Here is a 20,328-nt window from a genome sequence, read left to right as displayed (position 1 = left end):
AACGCATGACTGACTGTTTATGAGTGCCGCGCTATGACCGCTCCCCTGCTTATCGCCCAAACCCCTGACGTTCAACTGCACCTGCTGCCACAGATGGCAAACCGCCACGGCCTGATCACCGGTGCCACCGGCACAGGCAAAACCGTGACGCTGCAAAAGCTGGCGGAATCCTTCTCTGCCATCGGCGTGCCGGTGTTTATGGCGGATGTGAAAGGCGATTTAACCGGCGTGGCGATGGCAGGCCAGAGCAGCGAAAAGCTGCAGGCGCGGCTGGCCAACATCGGTGTGACCGACTGGCAGCCAACCAGCAGCCCGGTGGTGCTGTGGGATATTTTCGGTGAGAAAGGCCATCCGGTGCGTGCGACGGTGTCGGATCTGGGGCCGCTGATGCTGGCGCGGCTGCTGAACCTGAACGAGGTGCAGAGCGGCGTGCTGCAAATCATCTTCCGCATTGCCGACGATCAGGGCCTGCTGCTGTTGGATTTTAAAGATCTGCGCGCCATGACACAGTACATCGGCGATAACGCGAAAAGCTTTCAGACGCAGTACGGCAACATTAACAGCGCCTCAGTGGGCGCGATCCAGCGCGGGCTGCTGGCGCTGGAGGAGCAAGGCGCAGAGCACTTCTTTGGCGAGCCGATGCTGGAGATTAGCGACTGGATGCGCGTTGACAGCAACGGCAAAGGCGTTATTAACATCCTGTCGGCCGAGAAGCTGTATCAGATGCCCAAACTTTACGCGACCAGCCTGCTGTGGATGCTGTCAGAGCTGTATGAGCACCTGCCGGAAGCGGGCGATCTGGATAAACCGAAGCTGGTGTTCTTCTTTGATGAGGCGCACCTGCTGTTTAACGAGGCGCCGCCGGTGCTGCTGGAGAAGATTGAGCAGGTAATCCGCCTGATCCGCTCCAAAGGCGTGGGGATTTGGTTTGTGACGCAGAATCCGGCGGACATTCCCGACAGCGTGCTGGGCCAGCTAGGCAACCGGGTGCAACATGCGCTGCGCGCCTTTACCCCGCGCGATCAAAAAGCGGTGAAAACCGCCGCCGAAACCCTGCGCGCCAATCCGGCGTTTACGACCGTGGAGGCGATACAGGCGCTGGGCACCGGCGAAGCGCTGATCTCCTTTCTGGATGCCAAAGGCAGCCCGTCGGTGGTGGAGCGGGCGATGGTGATCGCACCCGGCTCGCGCATGGGGCCGGTGAACACGGACGAGCGCAACGGGCTGATCAACCATTCTCCGCTGTCGGGCAAGTACGACACAGAAGTCGATCGGGAATCGGCTTACGAACGTCTGCAACAGGGCGTTCAGGCCGCCAGTGACAAGGCCAATGCGCCCGAAGCCAAAGGCAACGCGGTGGCGGTCGATAACGGCATTCTGGGGGGATTAAAAGACATTTTGTTTGGCAGCACCGGTCCGCGCGGCGGCAAGCGGGATGGCGTGGTGCAAACCATGGCAAAAAGCGCGGGACGTCAGATTACTAACCAGATCGTTCGCGGCGTGCTGGGCAGCCTGTTTGGCGGACGTCGTCGGTAAAATACGGTGGCAGCCGGGCTGCCACCTCAACGCTACTTGTGCTTCCAGCTGGTGGACACCGGATTGGTGACGGTGTTCTTTTCCTGGGTGTAAGTGCCGTTCTGCTGGGCAATCGCCTCGCCGGTATCAACAATCGCGTTCTGAATAAACACGTTCTGCTTGTCGCCGCGCACAAAGGTCAGCTGATGGAAGGCGGTTTTGTTGCCCCAGTCGGTGGAAGGCAGCGAGATAAAGCGCACCGTGAAGGTCTCATCATCAAACTTACCCTGCATCACGTAAACGCCGTAGTGGTTTTCCCCCTGCGAGATGATTTTATAGGTGCCGTTGTCGTAGTAATAAATTTCGGCATCGGGGAAGGGTTTTTTGTCGTACATTTTACGGTAATGCAGCACCTGCTTAATGGTGGGCTGGCCGAAGCTGACGGTCAGGTTTTTACCATCCTGCGAGGTGGTCAGCCCTTCCGCCTGCGCGGATACGCCACTCATTAACATCAACAGACTTGCGGTTGCCGTTGCGATTGCTTTCACGTGAATTCTCCTGGTCTGGTTCCATGGATAGGGTGCGTCAACAAATTGAGATACCGCACAGTGCATTGCGGTTGAGCCCAGAGTAAATTGAACAATTAATGCAAATAAGCCACTCAAGAACATCCACTTTCTTAACAAATTTTCCACGACATGCGCCAGTCGTGCGCTAAATCTGAGTGACAAGCGCCGGATAAAGCGTGCTATGGGTGCGCTGCTGCGAGGATAACCAATAGCAATTTTGCAGGGCGTTAACGATCAGAAATGTCGCATACTTTCACCATGTCTGACATGCATCCCCGTGGCTATCGCCATCATGAAACGGTAATGGCCAGGCTATCCACTGCCACGCTCGCTTTTTCCCCCTGCGCTCCGCATTGATAATGAGCTTAACGATATACGCTGAACTGACATTTCTATGACAGTTCTGCGCTTTTACGTACAGAAATCAGGTTGGGGTGATGTTCTCGCTACCCGCTCAGAGGCATAAATTATGCGAATTCGCGTTGAAAGGGTCAAAACGAAGATTGATTGTACAACTTCAAAAAAGGGACTATATTCCCATCATTGAACCAAAATTGGGAATTTAGTCCCGGATGATAGGTTGATGGCAAAACGAGATTTGCACAATGTGTTGTTTCCCAGGCAACGCAAAATCCTCATGCACTTTGGTGAGGATTTGCTATTGGCGATGAAACGCCGTGGCTTCACTAAAAAATTGCTATGCGAGCGAACCGGTTTTGATCATAAGACGATAAACAAGGCCTTCGCAGGCGATCCGGGCGTTGCCATTGGCACCTATTTAAAAATCATGGCCGTGCTGGGAATGGAAAACAATTTTGCAGAAATGGCGGCTCACGATGAGGTCGGTATTAAGCTGCAAAACATTAAACTGCTGGAAGGTTCAAAATGAGTCGTGAAAGCATTGAGGTCTATGCAGACTGGCAACCCATAGAGAAACCTTTATTGCTGGGCCACCTTTCTTACAGTGATTCCAGTCGTGGCGGTGTATTCAGCTTTTCATATGACAACACATTTTTAACCTCTCCCCACCGTTTGCAAATCGATCCTATGCTGACGCTTCACTCAGGGGAACTCTACAACGACGAAGCAAATAAAAACTTCCGCGCTTTTCTCGATTCGTCACCCGATCGCTGGGGGCGTATTTTGATGCAGCGTCGCGCAGCGATTGAAGCGCGTAAGGGCATGCGGGCGAATAGTCGACTGACTGAGCTGGATTATCTTCTGGGCGTACATGATGCTTATCGAATGGGCGGTATTCGATTCAGGAAATCAGGATGCGATGATTTTCTGGATAACAACAGTGATTTTGCCGCCCCGCCAATCGCGGCGCTGCGAGAATTAGAGTATGCCGCCCTACAGATTGAAAAAGATGAAAATATTGATAGTGATGAATATTACGCCTGGTTGAAAATGCTGATTTCACCGGGGTCATCATTAGGCGGAGCAAGGCCAAAGGCCTGTGTGGCCGATGAGAATAACCAGCTGTGGATCGCCAAGTTTCCCAATACCACAGACACCTGTGACATCGGTGCATGGGAGATGGTGTGCCATCAGTTGGCCATCGCGGCTGGCGTTAATATGTCTCCTGCCGAAATCAGGCGGTTTTCATCAACACACCATACCTTTTTAACTCGCCGCTTCGATCGCGAGGGTGAAAAGCGGATTCATTTTTCATCGGCAATGACACAGCTTCACTACTATGATGGTGAGCAGTCGCAGGGGGCCAGTTATTTAGAAATCGCCGAATTTCTCTCCACTCAGGGCGCGCAAACAAAAGCCGATTTAGCCCAGCTATGGCGCAGAATCGTGTTGAATATTGCCGTATCGAATACTGACGACCATCTGCGCAATCACGGTTTTTTGCTCACACGGCAGGGTTGGACGTTATCACCGGCTTATGACGTAAACCCGATTGTCGGCAAGCAAGGGCTTCATCTCAATATTAATGATTCAGACAACGCGCTCGATTACCGACTCGCTTTTGAGGTAAAAGATTTCTTCAGGCTGTCACAGAGTGACGCAACGAAAATCTACGATGAGGTGCTGAGCGCGGTGAAGTCGTGGCGACATGTTGCTAAGGGCTTAGGCATTGGCCGGGCCGAGCAAGCCCTACAGGAATCGGCATTCAACGTCTGACATCATAATGGGAATTTATTCCTATTAGGTAGCGATAAATGGGATTATAGTCCTTTTTTTTGTCGACAATGTACCTCACTTCCCAGCGTCAGTGCGCTGCTGGAGACCTGATTCGTTTCGGCTGCCCGCCGCCGGTTAACCCGTGATTTAACCCTGATCCGTTTCGTGCATTGAATCCTGTTTCTAATGCCGGGCACCTGATTCACGAAAGCCGTTATCCTGGGGATAAACTTTGGTGTGATTCATCTCACTACTCATCTACTTTGTCGCAAATTTACTGCGTTAAACAAGCCCCATTCTGATCGGGGTAACACGGGCGCAAACCGGCATTTTATACTTAATCATCAGGCAAGCTGCTAAGATCAGGACATGGATAAACAACGTGAACTAAAACGGACCAAACGTCTGGCGCTGTCGCTGCTGCTGCTGGCTGCCGCTACCTTTGTGGTTACCCTGTTTCTGCCGCCCAACTTTTACGTCAGCGGCATCAAAGCCATCGCCGAAGCCGCGATGGTCGGCGCGCTGGCTGACTGGTTTGCGGTGGTGGCGCTGTTTCGCCGCGTACCGGTGCCGTTTATTGCCCGTCATACGGCGATCATCCCGCGCAATAAAGATCGCATCGGGGAGAATCTGGGCCGCTTTGTGCAGGAAAAGTTTCTGGATACCGATTCGATGCTGAATCTGATCCGCCGTCACGATCCCTCGCAGATGCTGGCCACCTGGCTGAGCGCGCCCGGCAATGCCGATCGGATCGGTCGCCACCTGCTACAGGTCATGCGCGGCTTTCTCGATCTGACCGATGACGCGCGCATCCAGCACTTCATGCGCCGCGCGGTGCATAAGGCGATCGACAAGGTGGATCTCAGCCAGAGCGGCGCGCTGATGCTGGAAAGCCTGACCAAAAATAACCGACATCAGGAACTGCTGGATGCGGCGGTCGAGCAGTTGCTGCGGCTGCTGCATAAGCCCAGCACCCGGGAATTTATCGCCAGCCAGCTGGTGCGCTGGCTGAAGCGCGAGCACCCCATCAAGGCCAAAATGTTGCCGACAGAATGGCTGGGAGAGCACAGCGCAGAGCTGGTTGCCAACGCGGTGGATTCCCTGCTGGATGACGTGGCGCTGGATCAGGGCCACGAGCTGCGGCTGGGCTTTAATCGCGCGGTGGATCGCCTGATCGAAAAGCTGAAAAACGATCCCGAGATGGCCGAGCGCGCCGAGGTGATCAAAGGCTGGCTGAAAGACGATCCCACGCTGAACCGCTATATTGGCGAGCTGTGGGGCGATCTGCGCGACTGGCTGAAAGCGGATCTCAACAGCGAGGCGTCAAAAGTGCAGGACAAGGTCCGTCAGGCGGCCCTGTGGCTGGGCGAAACCCTGGCCGCCGATGAAGGACTGCGTAGCTCCATGAATCAGCATCTGGAAGACGCCGCCCGCAGCGTCGCGCCAGAATTCGCGGCGTTCCTGACGCGCCATATCAGCGACACGGTGAAAAGCTGGGATGCGCGCGATATGTCGCAGCAGATCGAGCTGAATATCGGTAAGGACCTGCAGTTTATCCGCATCAACGGCACGCTGGTGGGCGGCACCATCGGCCTGATTCTCTACCTGCTGTCGCAGATTCCGGCGGTGCTGCCGGTGGTGAAAGGCTGGCTGGCCTGACGTAACCGTTCTGCTTTTTCGAACCCTGTGATTAAAGGGAGGTGAATATCACCTCCCTCAGGTGCGGCCTGAACGTGATTTACCTGAAGGAGTTCACGATAATTTCAAGCAGTTGCAGTAGTGCAACCATGAGCTTAAGAAATACGCGAGCGATTTCTATCCATCTCATACGCTGGCTCCTGTGGTCAGGAGCACTTACAGCCTGCGACCCTTTCCGCTGCCTGTAACAGGCTGATTAGGTTGATAATGCAGGATGTGCACCGCACGTAACCGTGCTTACGTAAACAAAAAACCTCGCCTCACCCGCGGGGTTTTTTGTTGCCTGTGGCTGACGCTAAACAGCGGCTAGGCCTTATCCAGCGCCGCCTGCGCCACGGCCATAAAGTGTTTAACCCTTTCCAGATCCACATCGTTCCACCAGACGCCGTCCACCTTGAGCGCGCTGGCGACAATCACGCCCTGGGTGCGGCCCAGGATCTGGCAGACATTGGTAGGCGTGACGCCCGACCCCACCAGCAGCGGTAAGGCGGTGGCGGCGCGGATCTCGTCGATTTCGTCCAGGGTGGCGCTGTCGCCGGTACGCTGCCCGGTGGCGATCACGGCGTCCGCGTCAAAGAAGTCAACGTCGCGCGTCAGTTCCTGAATGGAGCGGTCGGCCACTATCGCATGGCTGCCGTGTTTAACATGGCTGTCGGCAAACACCCGAATATGTTCGGCACGCAGCTGGCTGCGGTAGCGCAACGCTTTGGCGGCGGCCCCTTCAATAAAGCCTTCATTGGCGATGTAAGCATTCGCCCACTGGTTGACGCGGATAAAATCCGCCCCGCCCGCCAGCGCGGTGGCAAAGGCCGGCAGCGCCGCGTTCGCCAGCACGTTAATGCCCAGCGGCACGCCAAACCGTTCGCGCACTTTTTCCGTGATAACCGCCATCAGGGCCGACGTTTCCGGGCCAATATCCTCGGGTTTTGAAAACGGAATATCGCCGTGGTTTTCAATAATCAGGCCATGAACGCCGCCGCAAATATAATTTTCCGCATCGCGCAGGGCACGCTCTGTTATCGCCTTGACTGATTTCCCCCGGTATTTAGGCGAGCCGGGAAACGGGTCACAGTGAATCACGCCAATGACCGCTTTGGGGCGGGAAAATATCGCTTGTATTGCATCATTTTTTTCTGCTGATATAGCAACCATCTTGTCTTTATCCTGTTCAGGGAAACACTATGCGTGTTTATGTGGCCGGAAATATCACTGTCGATGAAACCTGGAGCATTGCCGATATTCCTTTAAAAGGCGCATCGGTTCATGGAAATAAAGTTTCGCAGGATATCGGCGGTAAAGGCGCGAATCAGGCGATTCTGTTATCCCGCTGCGGCATAGAAACCCATTTAATTGCCGCGACGGGCAAAGACAGCAATGGAATAACTCTTCGCCAGCAGCTCACTCTGGAGCCGCTTTATTTTATGCCCGCTGAACCGGTTCATCCCTTTAGCGATACCTCGCTTATTCTCAACAGCGCCGACGGCGACAACGCCATTATTACCAGCACCGGGGCAGCCGATGCGTTGAGCATTGATATCATCAGTGCACATCTGGCCGCGGCACGCGCTGGCGATGTCCTGGTGCAGCAGGGCAACTTCTCGCCGGAGAAAACCCATGCGCTGTTCCAGTTGGCGAAGTCGCGTGGCCTGATCACCGTCTTTAACCCTTCGCCGGTCCATGCCGGGTTCAGTGCCTGCTGGCCGCTGGTGGATATTGCCGTGGTGAATCAGCACGAAGCCCGGCAGTTGCATCCTGAAGCGGTTAAAACGTTAGTGGTTACTCACGGTAGCGCGGGTGCCTGGCTGATTCAGGGCGACCGCCGCGAGTTTTGCCCTGCCACGCCCGTCGAGGCGCTGGATACCACCGGCGCGGGCGATACCTTTCTTGCCGTCATGCTGGCGTCGGCACTCAGGCGCCAGGTTCAGATTGATAAGTTAGCACTTACTCACGCCAGTCAGGCCGCCGCCATCACGGTGAGCCGTCGCGGCACGCTGAGTGCCTTCCCCTCCGTCAACGAACTCGCCGCACTGCTGAGTGCAGGCGGCGAGTCAGGCGTTACTTAAACATCGCGCGGTAGCTGTCCACGTTGGCTTTGGTGACGACCGTCGCCGGTACCAGAATGGTTTTCGACACGGTTTTGCCGGACGTCACCGCGTTCAGAGCTTTGACCGCCTCTTCACCCATTTTTTTCGGGTCCTGCTGCAGAACGGCAGTGACATAACCGTTATCGATACCGGTGATCGCCTTTGACGTCAGATCCCAGCCGAACACCTTGATGTCTTTCTGCCGCCCCTGGTTCTCTACGGCCGCAATCGCGCCCAGTAACGCCGGTTCACCAGTGGCATAAATGGCCGTCAGGTCCGGGTTGCCGGTGATCAGGTTCTCTGCTGCTGTCATCGCGGTGTCCTGCACGTTCTGGCCATCCACCACGTCCGCGACGGTAATGCCAGGATTGCTCTTAATGGTTTCTTCAAAGCCTTTCTGACGCTGGTTTTGCACGGCTGAGTTCAGCGCGCCCACAATGCCCAGCCGCGCTTTGCCGCCCATATTTTTCGCCACGTAATCGACAAAATATTTGCCGATAATCTTACCGCCTTCCAGATTATCCACGCCCACCTGCGCCGCCTGTGGGCCAGCCGGTAATACCGCATCAATCGCAATCACTGGTATTTTAGCGGCAGCCGCTTCTTTAATCGCAGGCATAATGCCGTTGACGTCAATCGCGTCCACCATAATGCCCTTCACGCCCTGCTGAATATAATTTTCGATCGCGTCGTTTTGCGACACGGGATTATCGTTGGCGTTGAAGATCACTAAATTTTTACCGCTAGCTTTCGCTGCCTCCTGTGCGCCCTGATTCATCTGATTAAAGAACAAGGCCTGCTGGTTGATCTGTACCAGCGCATAAGTCGGTGCTGCATGAGCCAAAGTAAAAAACGAACCCGCTGCCAGTAAGCCCGTTGCCAGCGCAACAGAACGCAGTTTTCTGGTGTTAAATGCCATCATCTTAAAATTCCTCGTCGGGAATGTGCGATAACCAGTCGATCTCCGCATCGAAATGCAGAGGGATTATTGTTGGCGGGCAAATATCGTGTGAATGGCTTATTCAGCCTGAACCTGAATAACCGCGTTTCTGCTCACTGTCCATTATGGTGAACACCTGAAACGGGCTAAGCCGGTGTGGGAGTGACTCCCGGGTAATGCGGTAAACTGTCTCTACCATTCTCTTCCGCTCAGATTTTGTCAAGCGATTATTTTATCGCCAGGGGCAGCGCAAAAATACTGTATCCGGCGCGCGTAACTGTGTTACAGATAGCCGATTCTGGGCAAGATGGCTGTGGATATGATTAAAAAACGGGTGCTGTTATCCGACGTAGCGACGCTGGCCGGGCTGTCAAAAGCGACCGTATCCCGCTATATGAATCAAAGCATTATGCTGCCGCAGGACACCATCGACCGCATTGAAGCCGCCATTCGCCAGCTGGATTATCGCGGCAACAGCCTGGCGCGCCGCCTGAGCAAAGGCGGCAGTGAAACCTTAGGGCTGGTCCTGCCCGATATTACTAACCCTTTCTTCGCCGAACTGGCGGACGCGGCGGAAGAAGCCGCTTCGGCCTGTGGCTACAGCCTTGTGCTCTGCATCACCCGCAACCATCCCGGCAAAGAAAGCCAGTTTATCCGCTGGCTGGATACCTGCCAGGTGGATGGTTTGCTGTTTACCACCAACCACCCGGATAACGGGCTGCTGCGTAAGGAAATTAACCGTCACCAGCGTATTGTGCTGCTGGATGAAGATATTCCCGGCAGCAGAGTGCCAAAGGTGTTCGCCGATAACGTGCAGGGCGGGCGCATTGCTACCGAAAAGCTGATCGCCGCCGGTCATCGTCATATCGCGTTTGTTGGCGGGCCGGATGAGCTGATGAGCGTGCGCGAACGCTATCAGGGCTTCTGCACCGCCATGGCGCAGGCGGGCCTGACCGTGCCGCCTGAATGGGTGATGTACGGCGAATACCAGCGTGAGTTTGGCGAACAGGCGCTTCAACACCTGTTCAGCCGGCCGCACCGCCCAACCGCCGTGTTTGCCGCCAGTGACTATCTGGTGCTGGGCTTGCTGGATGGCCTGCGCGCACGCGGGTTACAGGCTCCCGAGGCGCTGTCGCTGGTGGGATTTGACGACGCCACCTATGCCGATTTTACCCAACCCCGCATTTCCACCATCCGCCAGCCCGCCCGGGAACTGGGCCGCACGGCGGTTCACATTATGCTGCGCATCCTGAATAACGAGCCCGATATTCCCCCTGAAACCCGCCTTGCGGTGGAATGGGTGGCGCGCGATTCGATACGAATGTGTTAACAGCGTCCCAAAATGGCGCAAAAGTGCACAACTTTAGCGCAAATAACGCGCTTTTTAATTTCTTCGCGTTATAGTTAGTAAACCGGTTTACCAAAAATTAACATTTAAACGTGTTTAAAAACAACGTGTTAAACCGGATGTGTACTGCCTGTGTTGCAGGCTGGCACGGATGCTGCAATGACGTATCTGGCAAGCAAATATCGTTACAGCGGTTGTTCAGAGATTATGTATGAGGGCTTTATCTGGCAGGTAAACCGGTTTACAAGGGCGTAAACCGTGCACGATAAAGTTTTTTTATCTCTGTTCAGCTTTTCCCGTTAGTGGTGATGGGAGTTATCGAATGCAGCAATCACAAACTGCCCCGGCACGGGTAGAGATGGTGAATATAACCAAAACCTACGGCGCGATACGTTCCCTGCGCGGCGTGAACTTACAGCTGGCGCCCGGCGAAGTGCTGGGCCTGGTGGGCGATAACGGCGCGGGCAAGTCCACGCTGACCAAAGTGCTGTCTGGCGCGGTGGTGCCCACCAGCGGCACGATCCGCATTGACGGTGAAGAGCAGCAGTTCAACAATCCGGCGGATTCTCGCCGCTGCCATATCGAAATGGTTTATCAGGACCTGTCGCTGTGCGACACCGTGGATGTGGCGGGCAACCTGTTTATGGGGCGCGAGCCGATGAAATCGATCCTCGGCATTCCGTTTCTTGATGAAGAGAAAATGCACGCTGATGCGCGCGAAATGCTGAAAGGCCTGGGCATTTCCATTCCTGATACGCGTTTGCTGGTGCGCAATCTGTCCGGTGGACAGCGTCAGGCGATTGCCATTGCACGCGCGGCCGCCTTCGATCCCAAAGTGCTGATCATGGATGAGCCCACCGCCGCGCTGGCCGTGGCCGAGGTGGAAGCGGTGCTGGAGCTGATTCGTCGGGTATCGGCGCGCGGCGTCAGCGTGATCCTGATTACCCATCGCCTGCAGGATCTGTTCCTGGTCTGCGATCGCATCATGGTGATGTACGAAGGCACCAACGTGGCAGACCGCCGGGTGGCGGACACCGATCTGGGCGAAATTGTGAATTTGATCGTGGGCGAAAAATTTGTCGCCCGCTCTGCGGCGACGCACTGAGCGAGGTAACAGGATGACTATTATGAATCTGAGCGGTTCCCGTATGGCCCAACACTCGTTGCCGCGTCGCCTGCTGCACAATCACTCTGGCGTGGTCAGCATCGCGCTGTTCTTTGTGTTCTGTTGCGTGGTGTTTTCGTTGATCACCGGCAACTTTCTCAGCAGTGCTAACTGGCTCAATATCATTCGCCAGAGCGCGCCTCTGCTGATCGTCGCCACGGCGATGACCCTGGTGATCACCACGGGCGGGATCGATCTTTCGGTGGGATCGACGCTGGCGCTGGTCGGTGCGCTGTCGGCTATTGCGCTGAACAACTGGGGACTGCCCTGGCCGGTGGTGTTGCTGGGCGGCCTGCTGCTGGGCGCGCTGGTGGGCGCTATCAACGGCTTCTTTATCGCCTATGAGGGCATTCCGGCCTTTATCGTCACGCTTGCCACCTTAGCCGTGGTGCGCGGGGTCGCGCTGCTGATTACCCAGGGCTATTCCATTCCCATTCCTGCCGACAGCCTGTTTGCCTTTATGGGGCGCGCGAAAGTGCTGGGCGTGCCGATGCCGGCGCTGATCGGCATTGTGGTGCTGATTGTCGGCCATATCGTGCTTAATCATATGCGTTTTGGTCGCTATGTCACCGCGATTGGCGCGAATGCCGAAGGCGCGCGCCGCAGCGGGATTAACACCAAAGCCGTGACCATGAAGGTCTATATCATCAGCGGCATGGCTGCCGCGCTGGCGGGCATGATTATCACCGCCCGTCTGGGCAGCGGCTCCTCTAACCAGGGCGAAGGCTTTGAGTTACAGGTGATTGCGGCGGTGGTGCTGGGCAGTACCAGCCTGTTTGGCGGCTTCGGCACCATCATCGGTACATTGCTGGGCGCGCTGTCGATTGCCATTATTCAGAACGGCCTGATTTTGTCGCACATCTCTCCTTTTTACACGCAGATCGCGACCGGTACGATTATTTTGCTGGCGATCTGGCTGAATACCCGCATTCTCAACCCGACCCGCGCGGCGGCAAAAGGATAGCCAATGAAACACTCTATTTTTCGGCATCCGGATCCCCTACCGCTCGGCATCAACAGCGGCTATGTCATGACGGTGCTGGGGCCGCTGCCGGTCAGTGAGATGGGCGTGACGCTGATGCATGAACACATTCTGCTGGATGCGTCCGGCAAGTGGGTGCCGCCCTGCTGCTGTGGCGATCGCCATTTAGCGGAAATGCCGGTGAGTATGGAAAACCTGGGCGAACTGTCGCTTAACCCGTTAATCAGCCGCGATAATTGTCAGCTGTTCGATGTGGATCTGGCGATTGAGGAGCTGATGAAGTTCCGTGCTCTCGGCGGTGACACGGTTGTCGATCCTACCAATATCGGCATCGGTCGGGATCCCAAGGCATTGCAGCGCATCGCCCGCCTGACCGGGCTGAACATCATCATGAGCACCGGCCTGTACCTGGAGCCTTCGCATCCGGAATGGGTGAAAACGATTAGCGTCGAGGCGTTAGCTGACAAGCTGATTTACGACCTTGGCGGCCGGGAAGAAAAACCCGAGGTACTCGCCGGGTTGATCGGTGAGATCGGCGTGTCCAGCCGCTTTACCGCCAGCGAGGAAAAATCCCTGCGGGCGGCGGGCCGGGCCAGTGCAGCAACCCGGGTGCCGATTGAGGTGCATCTGCCCGGCTGGGAGCGGCTGGGGCACAAGGTGCTGGATATTCTTGAACACGAAGGGGCCGATCTGCGCCACGTGGTGCTGTGCCACATGAATCCCAGCTTTGCCGACAAGCGCTATCAGCGTGAGCTGGCCCAGCGCGGTGCGTTTCTGGAATACGACATGATCGGCATGAGCTATTACTACGCCGACGAGTCCGCGCAGTCACCGTCCGACGAAGAGAACGCCCGCGCCATCCGTGAACTGATCGATGACGGCTTTATTGAGCAGATTTTGCTGTCCCAGGACGTGTTCCTGAAAACCATGCTGACCCGCTACGGCGGCCACGGCTATGGCTACATCCTTAAACATTTTGTTCCGCGCCTGAAACGCCACGGCGTGAGCGGCGAACAACTTGAAACCTTACTGATTGCTAACCCACAGCGCGTTTTTGGTGGGTAAGGGAGAACCGTAATGCAGAAGAAAATTTTACTGGTCGGGGAATCCTGGACCAGCACGTCCGTTCACGTTAAAGGCTTCGATCAGTTTGCCACCGCCACCTGGCACAATGGTGCAACCGACTTTATGGCGGGCGCTGGCCGACAGCGACTATGCCATCACCTATATGCCCGCGCACGCGGCGGCGACCGAATTTCCGCTGACGCTGGCCGGGCTGCAAGCGTGGGACGCGATCATTCTGTCGGATATCGGCGCGAACACGTTGCTGCTGCATCCGGATACCTGGCTGAAGAGCCAGCGCACGGCGAACCGTCTGACGCTGATCCACGACTATGTGGCGGCGGGCGGTGCCTTGATGATGATCGGCGGCTACTTCAGTTTTCAGGGCATCAACGGCGGCGCGCGCTATCGCAACACGGCGGTCGAGAAAGTGCTGCCGGTACGCTGCCTGGCCTGGGACGACCGCATCGAAACGCCCGAAGGCTCTTATCCGAGCGTCACCGAATCCCATGCGCTGTTTACCGACATGCCCGACGAATGGCCGTGGTTACTGGGCTATAACGAAGTGGAAATGCACCCTGAAGGCAAACTGCTGGCAACCATTGCCGGCACCGCGCATCCGTTGCTGGCGGTGCGCGAATATCAGCAGGGCCGCTCGCTGGTGTGGACCAGCGATATGTCTGCCCACTGGTTGCCGCAGGAATTTGCCCAGTGGCAGGGTTATCGCCAGCTGTGGATCAACTGTCTTGACTGGTTAACGGTTCGCCACTGATGGCCCTTACCCGCACGGCGGATCTGGCGTTACAGCTGATCCGCTTTGATACCCTCAATCCACCGGGTAACGAAGCCGCCTGCATGATGTTTTTTGCCGGCTGGCTGGAGGAAAACGGCTTCGAGGTCACGCTGTCATCCTTCGGCGAAGGACGCCATAACCTGATAGCCCGCCTGCGCGGCGAGCAGGCCGGACCTGCGCTGGCCTTTACCGGCCATCTGGATACGGTGCCGCTCGGTAACGCCGACTGGCAACACGATCCCTTTGGCGAGATCGTGGACGATCGGCTCTATGGCCGGGGATCGAGCGATATGAAAGCGGCCGTTGCCGCCTTTGCCGTGGCCTGCGTCACGCACCAGCAGGCCATTCGCCAAGGGCCGGGCGTGGTGCTGCTGATTACCGGCGGTGAGGAAACCGGCTGCGACGGCGCGCGGGCGCTGATCGATACCGCTGACCTGCCCGAGGTGGGCGCGCTGATCGTTGGCGAACCCACCGCGAACTATCCGGTTATCGGCCACAAAGGCGCACTGTGGCTGCGCTGTGAAACACGCGGTAAAACCGCGCACGGCGCGATGCCGGAGCTGGGCATCAATGCGATCTACCTGGCCGCCGATGCGCTGGGTAAAATTCAGCATTTCTCCCCCGGCGCGCCGCATCCGCTGATGAAACAGCCCACGATCAACGTCGGGCGCATCACAGGCGGCCTGAACATTAACTCCGTGCCTGACCGCACGCAGTTTGACGTGGATATTCGTAGCGCGCCCAATCTTCAGCACGCCACCATCCGTCAGCAGCTCAGCACCTTACTGGGCGAAGGTGTGACGATATCTACGCTGGTGGACCTGCCCGCGGTACTCAGTGAAGGCGATCACGCATGGATTCAGGCGGTTTATCAACGATGCCAGCCATTACATGATGCGCCCCTGGTGCCGCGCATTGTGCCCTACTTCACCGATGCTTCACTGCTGTTGCCCGCGCTGGGCAATCCGCCCTGCATAATTCTGGGCCCCGGCGAGCCGTCGATGGCGCATCAGACCGATGAATATTGCCTGCTGAGTAGGTTAGCCGAGGCGGAGACGCTTTATGGTGCGTTGATTTGTGACGGGGTGCGATGACCTACGATCGGATGCTCTTCTGAAAGGATGGTATGCTCATTGCGCCGCTGCGGCAGAGGTAAGCGCATCGGCGTGGCATCGCACTGCCGCCCATCCTGATATCAGATAAAAGGCGCCATTATGAACGGACCCGATCCCACCGCTCCCCATCCTCTGGCTGGCTTTCCGCAGGTATGTTTTATCAAGAACACCGTCCGCAATCCCAATATTATCGTGGGTGATTACACCTATTATGATGACCCGCTGGACGCGGAAAACTTCGAGCGTAACGTGCTTTACCATTATCCCTTCATCGGCGATAAGCTGATTATTGGTAAGTTTTGTGCCATTGCGACAGGGGCGCAGTTTATTATGAACGGCGCCAATCACAAAATGTCCGGCATCTCGACCTACCCGTTTCAAATCTTTGGCAATGGCTGGGAAAAGGTGATGCCGGGCGAAGGCGATCTGCCCTACAAGGGCGACACGGTGATCGGTAACGATGTGTGGATAGGCTATGAGGCCCTGATCATGCCCGGCGTTAAGGTAGGTAACGGCGCGATTATCGCTTCCCGTTCCGTCGTCACCTCGGACGTGCCAGCCTACACGGTCGTCGGCGGTAATCCCGCGAAGCCCGTCCGTGCCCGCTTTGCCCCAGAGGTAGTGGCCCAACTGGAGTCGCTGGCGTGGTGGGACCAATCACCGGCATGGATTACTGCGCACCTTGGGCAGATTGTGTCGGGAGACGTGGAGGCGCTGCTGGCGTGCCAGAAGTAGCCTCGGGAATCAGTCCGTTGTGCTGCGGTGCAGACCAAATGTCTGATTAATGGCATCAACAAAACTGCGAATTTTCACCGTCTGACGTCGACCTGTGGGGATTAACATATTCATTGGCCGCGCAGGTCCATCGTATTCCGGCAAAATCTGTATAAGCCGGCCTTTTTCGATCTCTTCATTCAGCACATCGGCCGGCCCGAGCGTCACACCATGTCCTTCCAGTGCTGCGTGCAACAGCGCCTTCCAGTCATTAGAACGGAAGCGGCCCTGTGGTTTTACTTCCTCAACCCTGCCAGCGCGTTGAAAATGCCAACGACAAGGCATGGACGGTGACCAGATGCCATACACCAAACACACGTGATCCATCAGGTCTGCGGGCGTTGCGGGCATGCCCATTCGTGCCAGATAGGTGGGCGAAGCGCAGGCAATCAACCGATAAGGCTTAAGCGGATACGCAACTAATGAACTGTCCGTTAATTCACCAATACGAATCACTACTTCGTACCCTTCTTCAAACGGCTCAACTAAGCGGTCGCTAAGTTCCAGGTCAACCTGAATTTCCGTATAGCGTGCCAGATAACGAGTAATAAAAGGTGCCAGAGTGAACGCACCGAAGGTCAGGGGCGCGCTCACCTTTAGTATGCCTGAAGGTGTGCTTTTCATCTCCATGGCAATCGCGTCGGCCTCTTCCGCCTCTGCCAGAACAACCTTGCAGCGTTCGTAGTAATTACGGCCAACATCCGTCAGACTTTGCCGCCGCGTCGTGCGGTTCAGCAGCACCGTGCCCAGTCGCGTTTCCAGGCTGGCGATATGTTTTGCCACCATTTGAGGTGAGAGTCGAAGCTGCTCGGCTGCCGCAGCAAAGGAGCCAACCTCTGCGGCTTTGACAAAAACATTCATGCTGGTAAGCCTGTCCATCATTCCCTCCTTTTTGTTGTTTATCTTGCTCTTAACTGCGTATTTATCAACCAAATATTTTTAATTAACGTGATTGTTATCGACAATACTGGAGGACGACATAATGAAAATCGGCATTATTGGTGCAGGGTTTGTTGGACGAGCGGTCGCCAGACTGGCAACCCAGGCGGGCCATCAGGTAATGTTAAGTAACTCTCGCGGACCGCAGACGTTATTTAGCCTGAAACCTATGATTGGCTGCGAAGCTGGCACCGTAGAGGAAGCGGCGGACTTTAGCGACATGGTGGTGATTGCCGTGCCACTTAACGCTGTGGCACAGCTTCCATCATCACGACTAAAAAATAAGCTAATAATTGATGCGGTAAACTACTATCCCGAGCGCGATGGACAGATTGCAGAACTGGATAACGGTACGCTAACCACTAGCGAAAGACTGGCCCAGCAGTTCCCTGACGCGACCGTCGTAAAAGCGTTTAATGCCATTCAGATGACCGACCTGGAGGTTCAGGGGCTGCCTGCAGGCGATTCGAACCGACGTGCACTGCCGTTGGCAGGGGATGATGAGCAGGCTAAAAAGCGTGTCGCTACATTATACGACACGTTTGGCTTCGATCCGGTCGATGTGGGGCCGTTAGCTGAAGGCTGGCGTTTCGAACGCGGGACGCCAGTATATTGCGTACGCATGACACGCGCTCAACTGAAGGCCGCGCTGGCAGGCACTTCCCGTCGCTAAAACAGGTTGAGGGCGACAGGGCACCGCACCTTATGTCTGTGACAGACATCCTTAGCCTGAAATAACGTTTTATTGTCTGCCCGCCCATAAAAAAAGGCCGCATCGCGCGGCCTTTCTGACTGTCAGCATCTATCGCCGTTTTATCAGCATAAACAGACTGATGGCAAAGAAGGCAAAGCTGGGCAGTATCGCGCCGAAAATCGGCGGCAGACCATAAACCAGGCTGAGCGGGCCAAAAATCTGATCCAGTACGTAGAACAGGAAGCCGAAGCTGATCCCGGTGACCACGCGCACGCCCATGGATACGCTACGCAGCGGACCAAAGATAAACGACAGCGCCATCAGCATCATGACCGCTACGGACAGCGGCTGGAAGATTTTGCTCCACATGTTCAGCCGGTAACGGCCAGACTCCTGACCACTCTGCTTCAGGTATTTGCTGTAATCGTAGAGGCCGGTAATCGACAACGCATCCGGATCCAGCGCCACCACGCCCAGTTTGTCTGGGGTCAGGCTGGTTTTCCACTCGCCAGTCAGGCTTTGTGAGCCGGTGATTTGTTTCGGATCGGTCAGATTCGATTCGTCCACCTGAGACAGCACCCACAACTTCTTGTCTTTATTCCATTTCGCCGTTGCAGCATAGCGGACGCTCTGTAAACGGCGATCGTCAGTGAAGTTGTAAATGCTGACGCCGTCAATTTCATCGTCGCCTTTAACACGTTCAATGTAGATGAAATTGTTGCCGTCTTTGGCCCACAAACCGCTCTGCGTCGACACCAGCGCGCCACCATAGAGCTGCTGCGCACGGAAGTTACGCGCCATCTGCTCGCCCTGAGGGGCGACAAACTCGCCGATAGCCATGGTCAGCAGCACCAGCGGAATCGCCGTTTTCATCACCGACAGGGCCACCTGCATGCGGGTAAAGCCCGCCGCCTGCATGACCACCAGTTCACTACGCTGCGCCAGCGTTCCCAGCCCCAGCAATGCACCTAACAGGGCCGCCATTGGGAAGAAGATTTCGATGTCTTTTGGCACACTCAGCAAGGTGTAATAACCTGCATCCAGCGCGCTGTAGGCACCCTGTCCGGTTTTACGCAGCTGATCGACGAACTTGATAATGCCGGACAGCGAGACCAGCATAAACAGCGTCATCAGGATGGTATTAAATATCGTTTTACCGATATAACGATCGAGAACGCGAAACATCAGACCGATCCTCCGCGTGTAAAGCGCGCACGAATTCGACGCATCGGCACGGTATCCCACAGGTTAAGCACGATCGCTAACGCCAGATAACTAATATTCACCACCCACATCCAGATAGCCGGATCGAGGCGGCCTTTCGCCCCGCTTGAGCGCAGCGAACTCTGCAGCAGGAAGAAAATCAGGTACAGCAGCATCGCGGGCAGCATCGAGAGCACGCGTCCCTGACGCGGGTTGACCACGCTGAGCGGCACCACCATCAAGGCCATGACCAGCACGGCAAAGACCAGCGTAATACGCCAGTGAAGCTCAGCCCTGAATTCAGGCGTTTTGTTCGATAACAGCGTAGCAAACGTGGCCTGGTCTACATCGTTAGGATCCAGCGTAGCCTGCTTATAACCTACGTAAGCCTGGTAGTTAGTGAAGTCGGTGATGCGGAAATCACGCAGCAACGCCGTTCCCTCAAATCGGGTCCCTTTATCCAGGGTCACAATCTGTGAGCCGTCTTTCTTCTGTTCCATGTGCCCGCTGTCGGCCAGCACCACGGAAGGCCGCGCATTCCCTTTTGGCCGCAGTTGGGCCAGGAAGACGTGACCAAACTGATTGCCTTTGACGTTCTCAAGGAACAGCACGGCGCTACCGTCGCTGGAGGTCTGGAACTGTCCCGCAGCCAGAGCAGCCGCACCAGGGTTCGCTTTAGCGTTTTGAGTGACCTGTTCCTGATAGCGCGACGACCAGGGGCCAAGCCAGATGACGTTAACCGCAGCCACCACCGAGGTGAACAGCATCAGCACCATCGCCGCTTTGACCAGCACCGCCTTACTCAGGCCGCAGGCATGCATAACGGTAATTTCACTTTCCGTATACAGCCGCCCGAGCGTCATTAAAATCGCCAGAAACAGGCTTAGGGGCAAAATAAGTTGTGCCATTTCAGGCACGCCGAGTCCTAACAACGTCAGAACAAGGTTTGTCGGCACTTCGCCATCCACCGCAGCCCCTAAAATCCTCACCAACTTCTGACAGAAGAAGATCAACAGCAGGATAAACAGGATAGCCAGCTGGCTTTTGAGCGTTTCCCGAACCAGATATCTAATAATGATCACGCTTAATACGCCTGTGAAAACTTGTCTTTTTGCAGGAAAATCGCTAATTTCAACGCTTATTAGCCATTTTTCTTCATAAATGGCCGTCGTCGACGCTAGAAATGTATGGTAATCGCGTTTGGGTGATGAAAAAACAACATCTTGTCACCCTGATCCATTATGACCTCCAGCAGCATGTGTCTTAATGCTTCGCTTAATAAATGGGTCACGAATGCGCTACATTCTAGCG

At 55.8% G+C, this 20,328-nt stretch carries 18 protein-coding genes and 1 pseudogene; 13 read left to right on the top strand and 6 right to left on the bottom strand.

Annotated features, from left to right (window positions below; all coding sequences use genetic code 11):
- Positions 1–33: 33 nt before the first annotated feature.
- Positions 34–1,536 carry a helicase HerA-like C-terminal domain-containing protein gene (locus tag EL29_RS20620; protein ID WP_028715989.1) on the top strand — a complete coding sequence of 501 codons (1,503 nt, stop codon included), beginning with the start codon at positions 34–36 and terminating at the stop codon, positions 1,534–1,536.
- Between the two features lie 32 nt (positions 1,537–1,568).
- Here EL29_RS20620 and EL29_RS20615 read toward each other — a convergent pair whose 3' ends face one another.
- Positions 1,569–2,063, bottom strand: a complete 495-nt coding sequence (locus EL29_RS20615) for a hypothetical protein (protein WP_014606710.1) — start codon at positions 2,061–2,063, stop codon at positions 1,569–1,571.
- A gap of 604 nt (positions 2,064–2,667) precedes the next feature.
- Here EL29_RS20615 and EL29_RS20610 point away from each other — a divergent pair.
- The 3 genes from EL29_RS20610 to EL29_RS20600 all read left to right on the top strand — a co-directional run bounded on the left by EL29_RS20610 (position 2,668) and on the right by EL29_RS20600 (position 5,879).
- Entirely contained in the window at positions 2,668–2,973 is a 306-nt protein-coding gene (locus tag EL29_RS20610) for a helix-turn-helix domain-containing protein (protein WP_014606711.1), read from the top strand.
- Entirely contained in the window at positions 2,970–4,220 is a 1,251-nt protein-coding gene (locus tag EL29_RS20605; protein ID WP_028715988.1) for a type II toxin-antitoxin system HipA family toxin, read from the top strand. Before EL29_RS20610 ends, EL29_RS20605 begins: the two co-directional genes overlap by 4 nt.
- 369 nt (positions 4,221–4,589) lie before the next feature.
- Complete coding sequence (locus tag EL29_RS20600; protein WP_013024407.1) at positions 4,590–5,879, top strand: DUF445 domain-containing protein; 1,290 nt, start codon at positions 4,590–4,592, stop codon at positions 5,877–5,879.
- Positions 5,880–6,224: 345 nt separating this feature from the next.
- Here the strand turns inward: EL29_RS20600 and EL29_RS20595 are convergent, their stop codons facing one another.
- Positions 6,225–7,070 (bottom strand): BtpA/SgcQ family protein, encoded by an 846-nt coding sequence (locus EL29_RS20595; protein WP_028715987.1) that lies wholly within the window; start codon positions 7,068–7,070, stop codon positions 6,225–6,227.
- 29 nt (positions 7,071–7,099) lie between these two features.
- On the opposite strand from EL29_RS20595, the gene EL29_RS20590 reads away from it, so the two are divergent.
- Positions 7,100–7,981 carry a ribokinase gene (locus EL29_RS20590; protein WP_028715986.1) on the top strand — a complete coding sequence of 294 codons (882 nt, stop codon included), beginning with the start codon at positions 7,100–7,102 and terminating at the stop codon, positions 7,979–7,981.
- Here EL29_RS20590 and EL29_RS20585 read toward each other — a convergent pair.
- Positions 7,974–8,924, bottom strand: coding sequence for an ABC transporter substrate-binding protein (locus tag EL29_RS20585; RefSeq protein WP_028715985.1), 951 nt, complete (start codon positions 8,922–8,924; stop codon positions 7,974–7,976). The two genes, EL29_RS20590 and EL29_RS20585, sit on opposite strands and share 8 nt — an antisense overlap.
- A gap of 325 nt (positions 8,925–9,249) precedes the next feature.
- Between EL29_RS20585 and EL29_RS20580 the strand changes: the two genes are divergently transcribed.
- The 7 genes and pseudogenes from EL29_RS20580 to EL29_RS20550 all read left to right on the top strand — a co-directional run bounded on the left by EL29_RS20580 (position 9,250) and on the right by EL29_RS20550 (position 16,142).
- Complete coding sequence (locus tag EL29_RS20580) at positions 9,250–10,272, top strand: LacI family DNA-binding transcriptional regulator (RefSeq protein WP_028715984.1); 1,023 nt, start codon at positions 9,250–9,252, stop codon at positions 10,270–10,272.
- A gap of 376 nt (positions 10,273–10,648) precedes the next feature.
- Positions 10,649–11,395, top strand: a complete 747-nt coding sequence (locus EL29_RS20575; RefSeq protein WP_028715983.1) for an ATP-binding cassette domain-containing protein — start codon at positions 10,649–10,651, stop codon at positions 11,393–11,395.
- Positions 11,396–11,417: 22 nt separating this feature from the next.
- The gene (locus tag EL29_RS20570) at positions 11,418–12,419 is read left to right on the top strand and encodes an ABC transporter permease (RefSeq protein ID WP_026021094.1); all 1,002 of its coding nucleotides are present in this window, start codon (positions 11,418–11,420) and stop codon (positions 12,417–12,419) included.
- 3 nt (positions 12,420–12,422) lie between these two features.
- Positions 12,423–13,502 (top strand): phosphotriesterase family protein, encoded by a 1,080-nt coding sequence (locus EL29_RS20565; RefSeq protein WP_013024400.1) that lies wholly within the window; start codon positions 12,423–12,425, stop codon positions 13,500–13,502.
- Positions 13,503–13,514: 12 nt separating this feature from the next.
- Positions 13,515–14,271 (top strand): annotated as a pseudogene (locus EL29_RS20560) (glutamine amidotransferase).
- The gene (locus EL29_RS20555; RefSeq protein ID WP_019106721.1) at positions 14,271–15,386 is read left to right on the top strand and encodes a M20 family metallopeptidase; all 1,116 of its coding nucleotides are present in this window, start codon (positions 14,271–14,273) and stop codon (positions 15,384–15,386) included. The pseudogene EL29_RS20560 and the gene EL29_RS20555 overlap by 1 nt, the downstream one beginning before the upstream one ends.
- A gap of 120 nt (positions 15,387–15,506) precedes the next feature.
- The gene (locus EL29_RS20550; RefSeq protein ID WP_028715982.1) at positions 15,507–16,142 is read left to right on the top strand and encodes a Vat family streptogramin A O-acetyltransferase; all 636 of its coding nucleotides are present in this window, start codon (positions 15,507–15,509) and stop codon (positions 16,140–16,142) included.
- Positions 16,143–16,151: 9 nt separating this feature from the next.
- On the opposite strand, the gene EL29_RS20545 is transcribed toward EL29_RS20550, so the two are convergent.
- Positions 16,152–17,060, bottom strand: coding sequence for a LysR family transcriptional regulator (locus EL29_RS20545; RefSeq protein ID WP_028715981.1), 909 nt, complete (start codon positions 17,058–17,060; stop codon positions 16,152–16,154).
- Positions 17,061–17,163: 103 nt separating this feature from the next.
- On the opposite strand from EL29_RS20545, the gene EL29_RS20540 reads away from it, so the two are divergent.
- A complete protein-coding gene (locus tag EL29_RS20540; protein WP_019106719.1) occupies positions 17,164–17,793 on the top strand; it encodes an NADPH-dependent F420 reductase in 630 nt (209 codons plus the stop codon).
- A gap of 129 nt (positions 17,794–17,922) precedes the next feature.
- Here EL29_RS20540 and lptG read toward each other — a convergent pair whose 3' ends face one another.
- Together lptG and lptF are read right to left on the bottom strand one after the other, a co-directional pair.
- Entirely contained in the window at positions 17,923–18,999 is a 1,077-nt protein-coding gene (gene lptG / locus EL29_RS20535; RefSeq protein WP_014595186.1) for an LPS export ABC transporter permease LptG, read from the bottom strand.
- Positions 18,999–20,099, bottom strand: coding sequence for an LPS export ABC transporter permease LptF (gene lptF / locus EL29_RS20530; RefSeq protein WP_013024393.1), 1,101 nt, complete (start codon positions 20,097–20,099; stop codon positions 18,999–19,001). The genes lptG and lptF overlap by 1 nt, the downstream gene beginning before the upstream one ends.
- Positions 20,100–20,328 lie beyond the last annotated feature (229 nt).

The sequence above is a fragment of the Pantoea ananatis LMG 2665 genome (assembly GCF_000710035.2).
GTDB lineage: Bacteria > Pseudomonadota > Gammaproteobacteria > Enterobacterales > Enterobacteriaceae > Pantoea > Pantoea ananatis.
The sequence above is the reverse complement of the archived record's forward strand: the minus strand, read 5'-3'. Positions and strand labels throughout refer to the sequence as shown.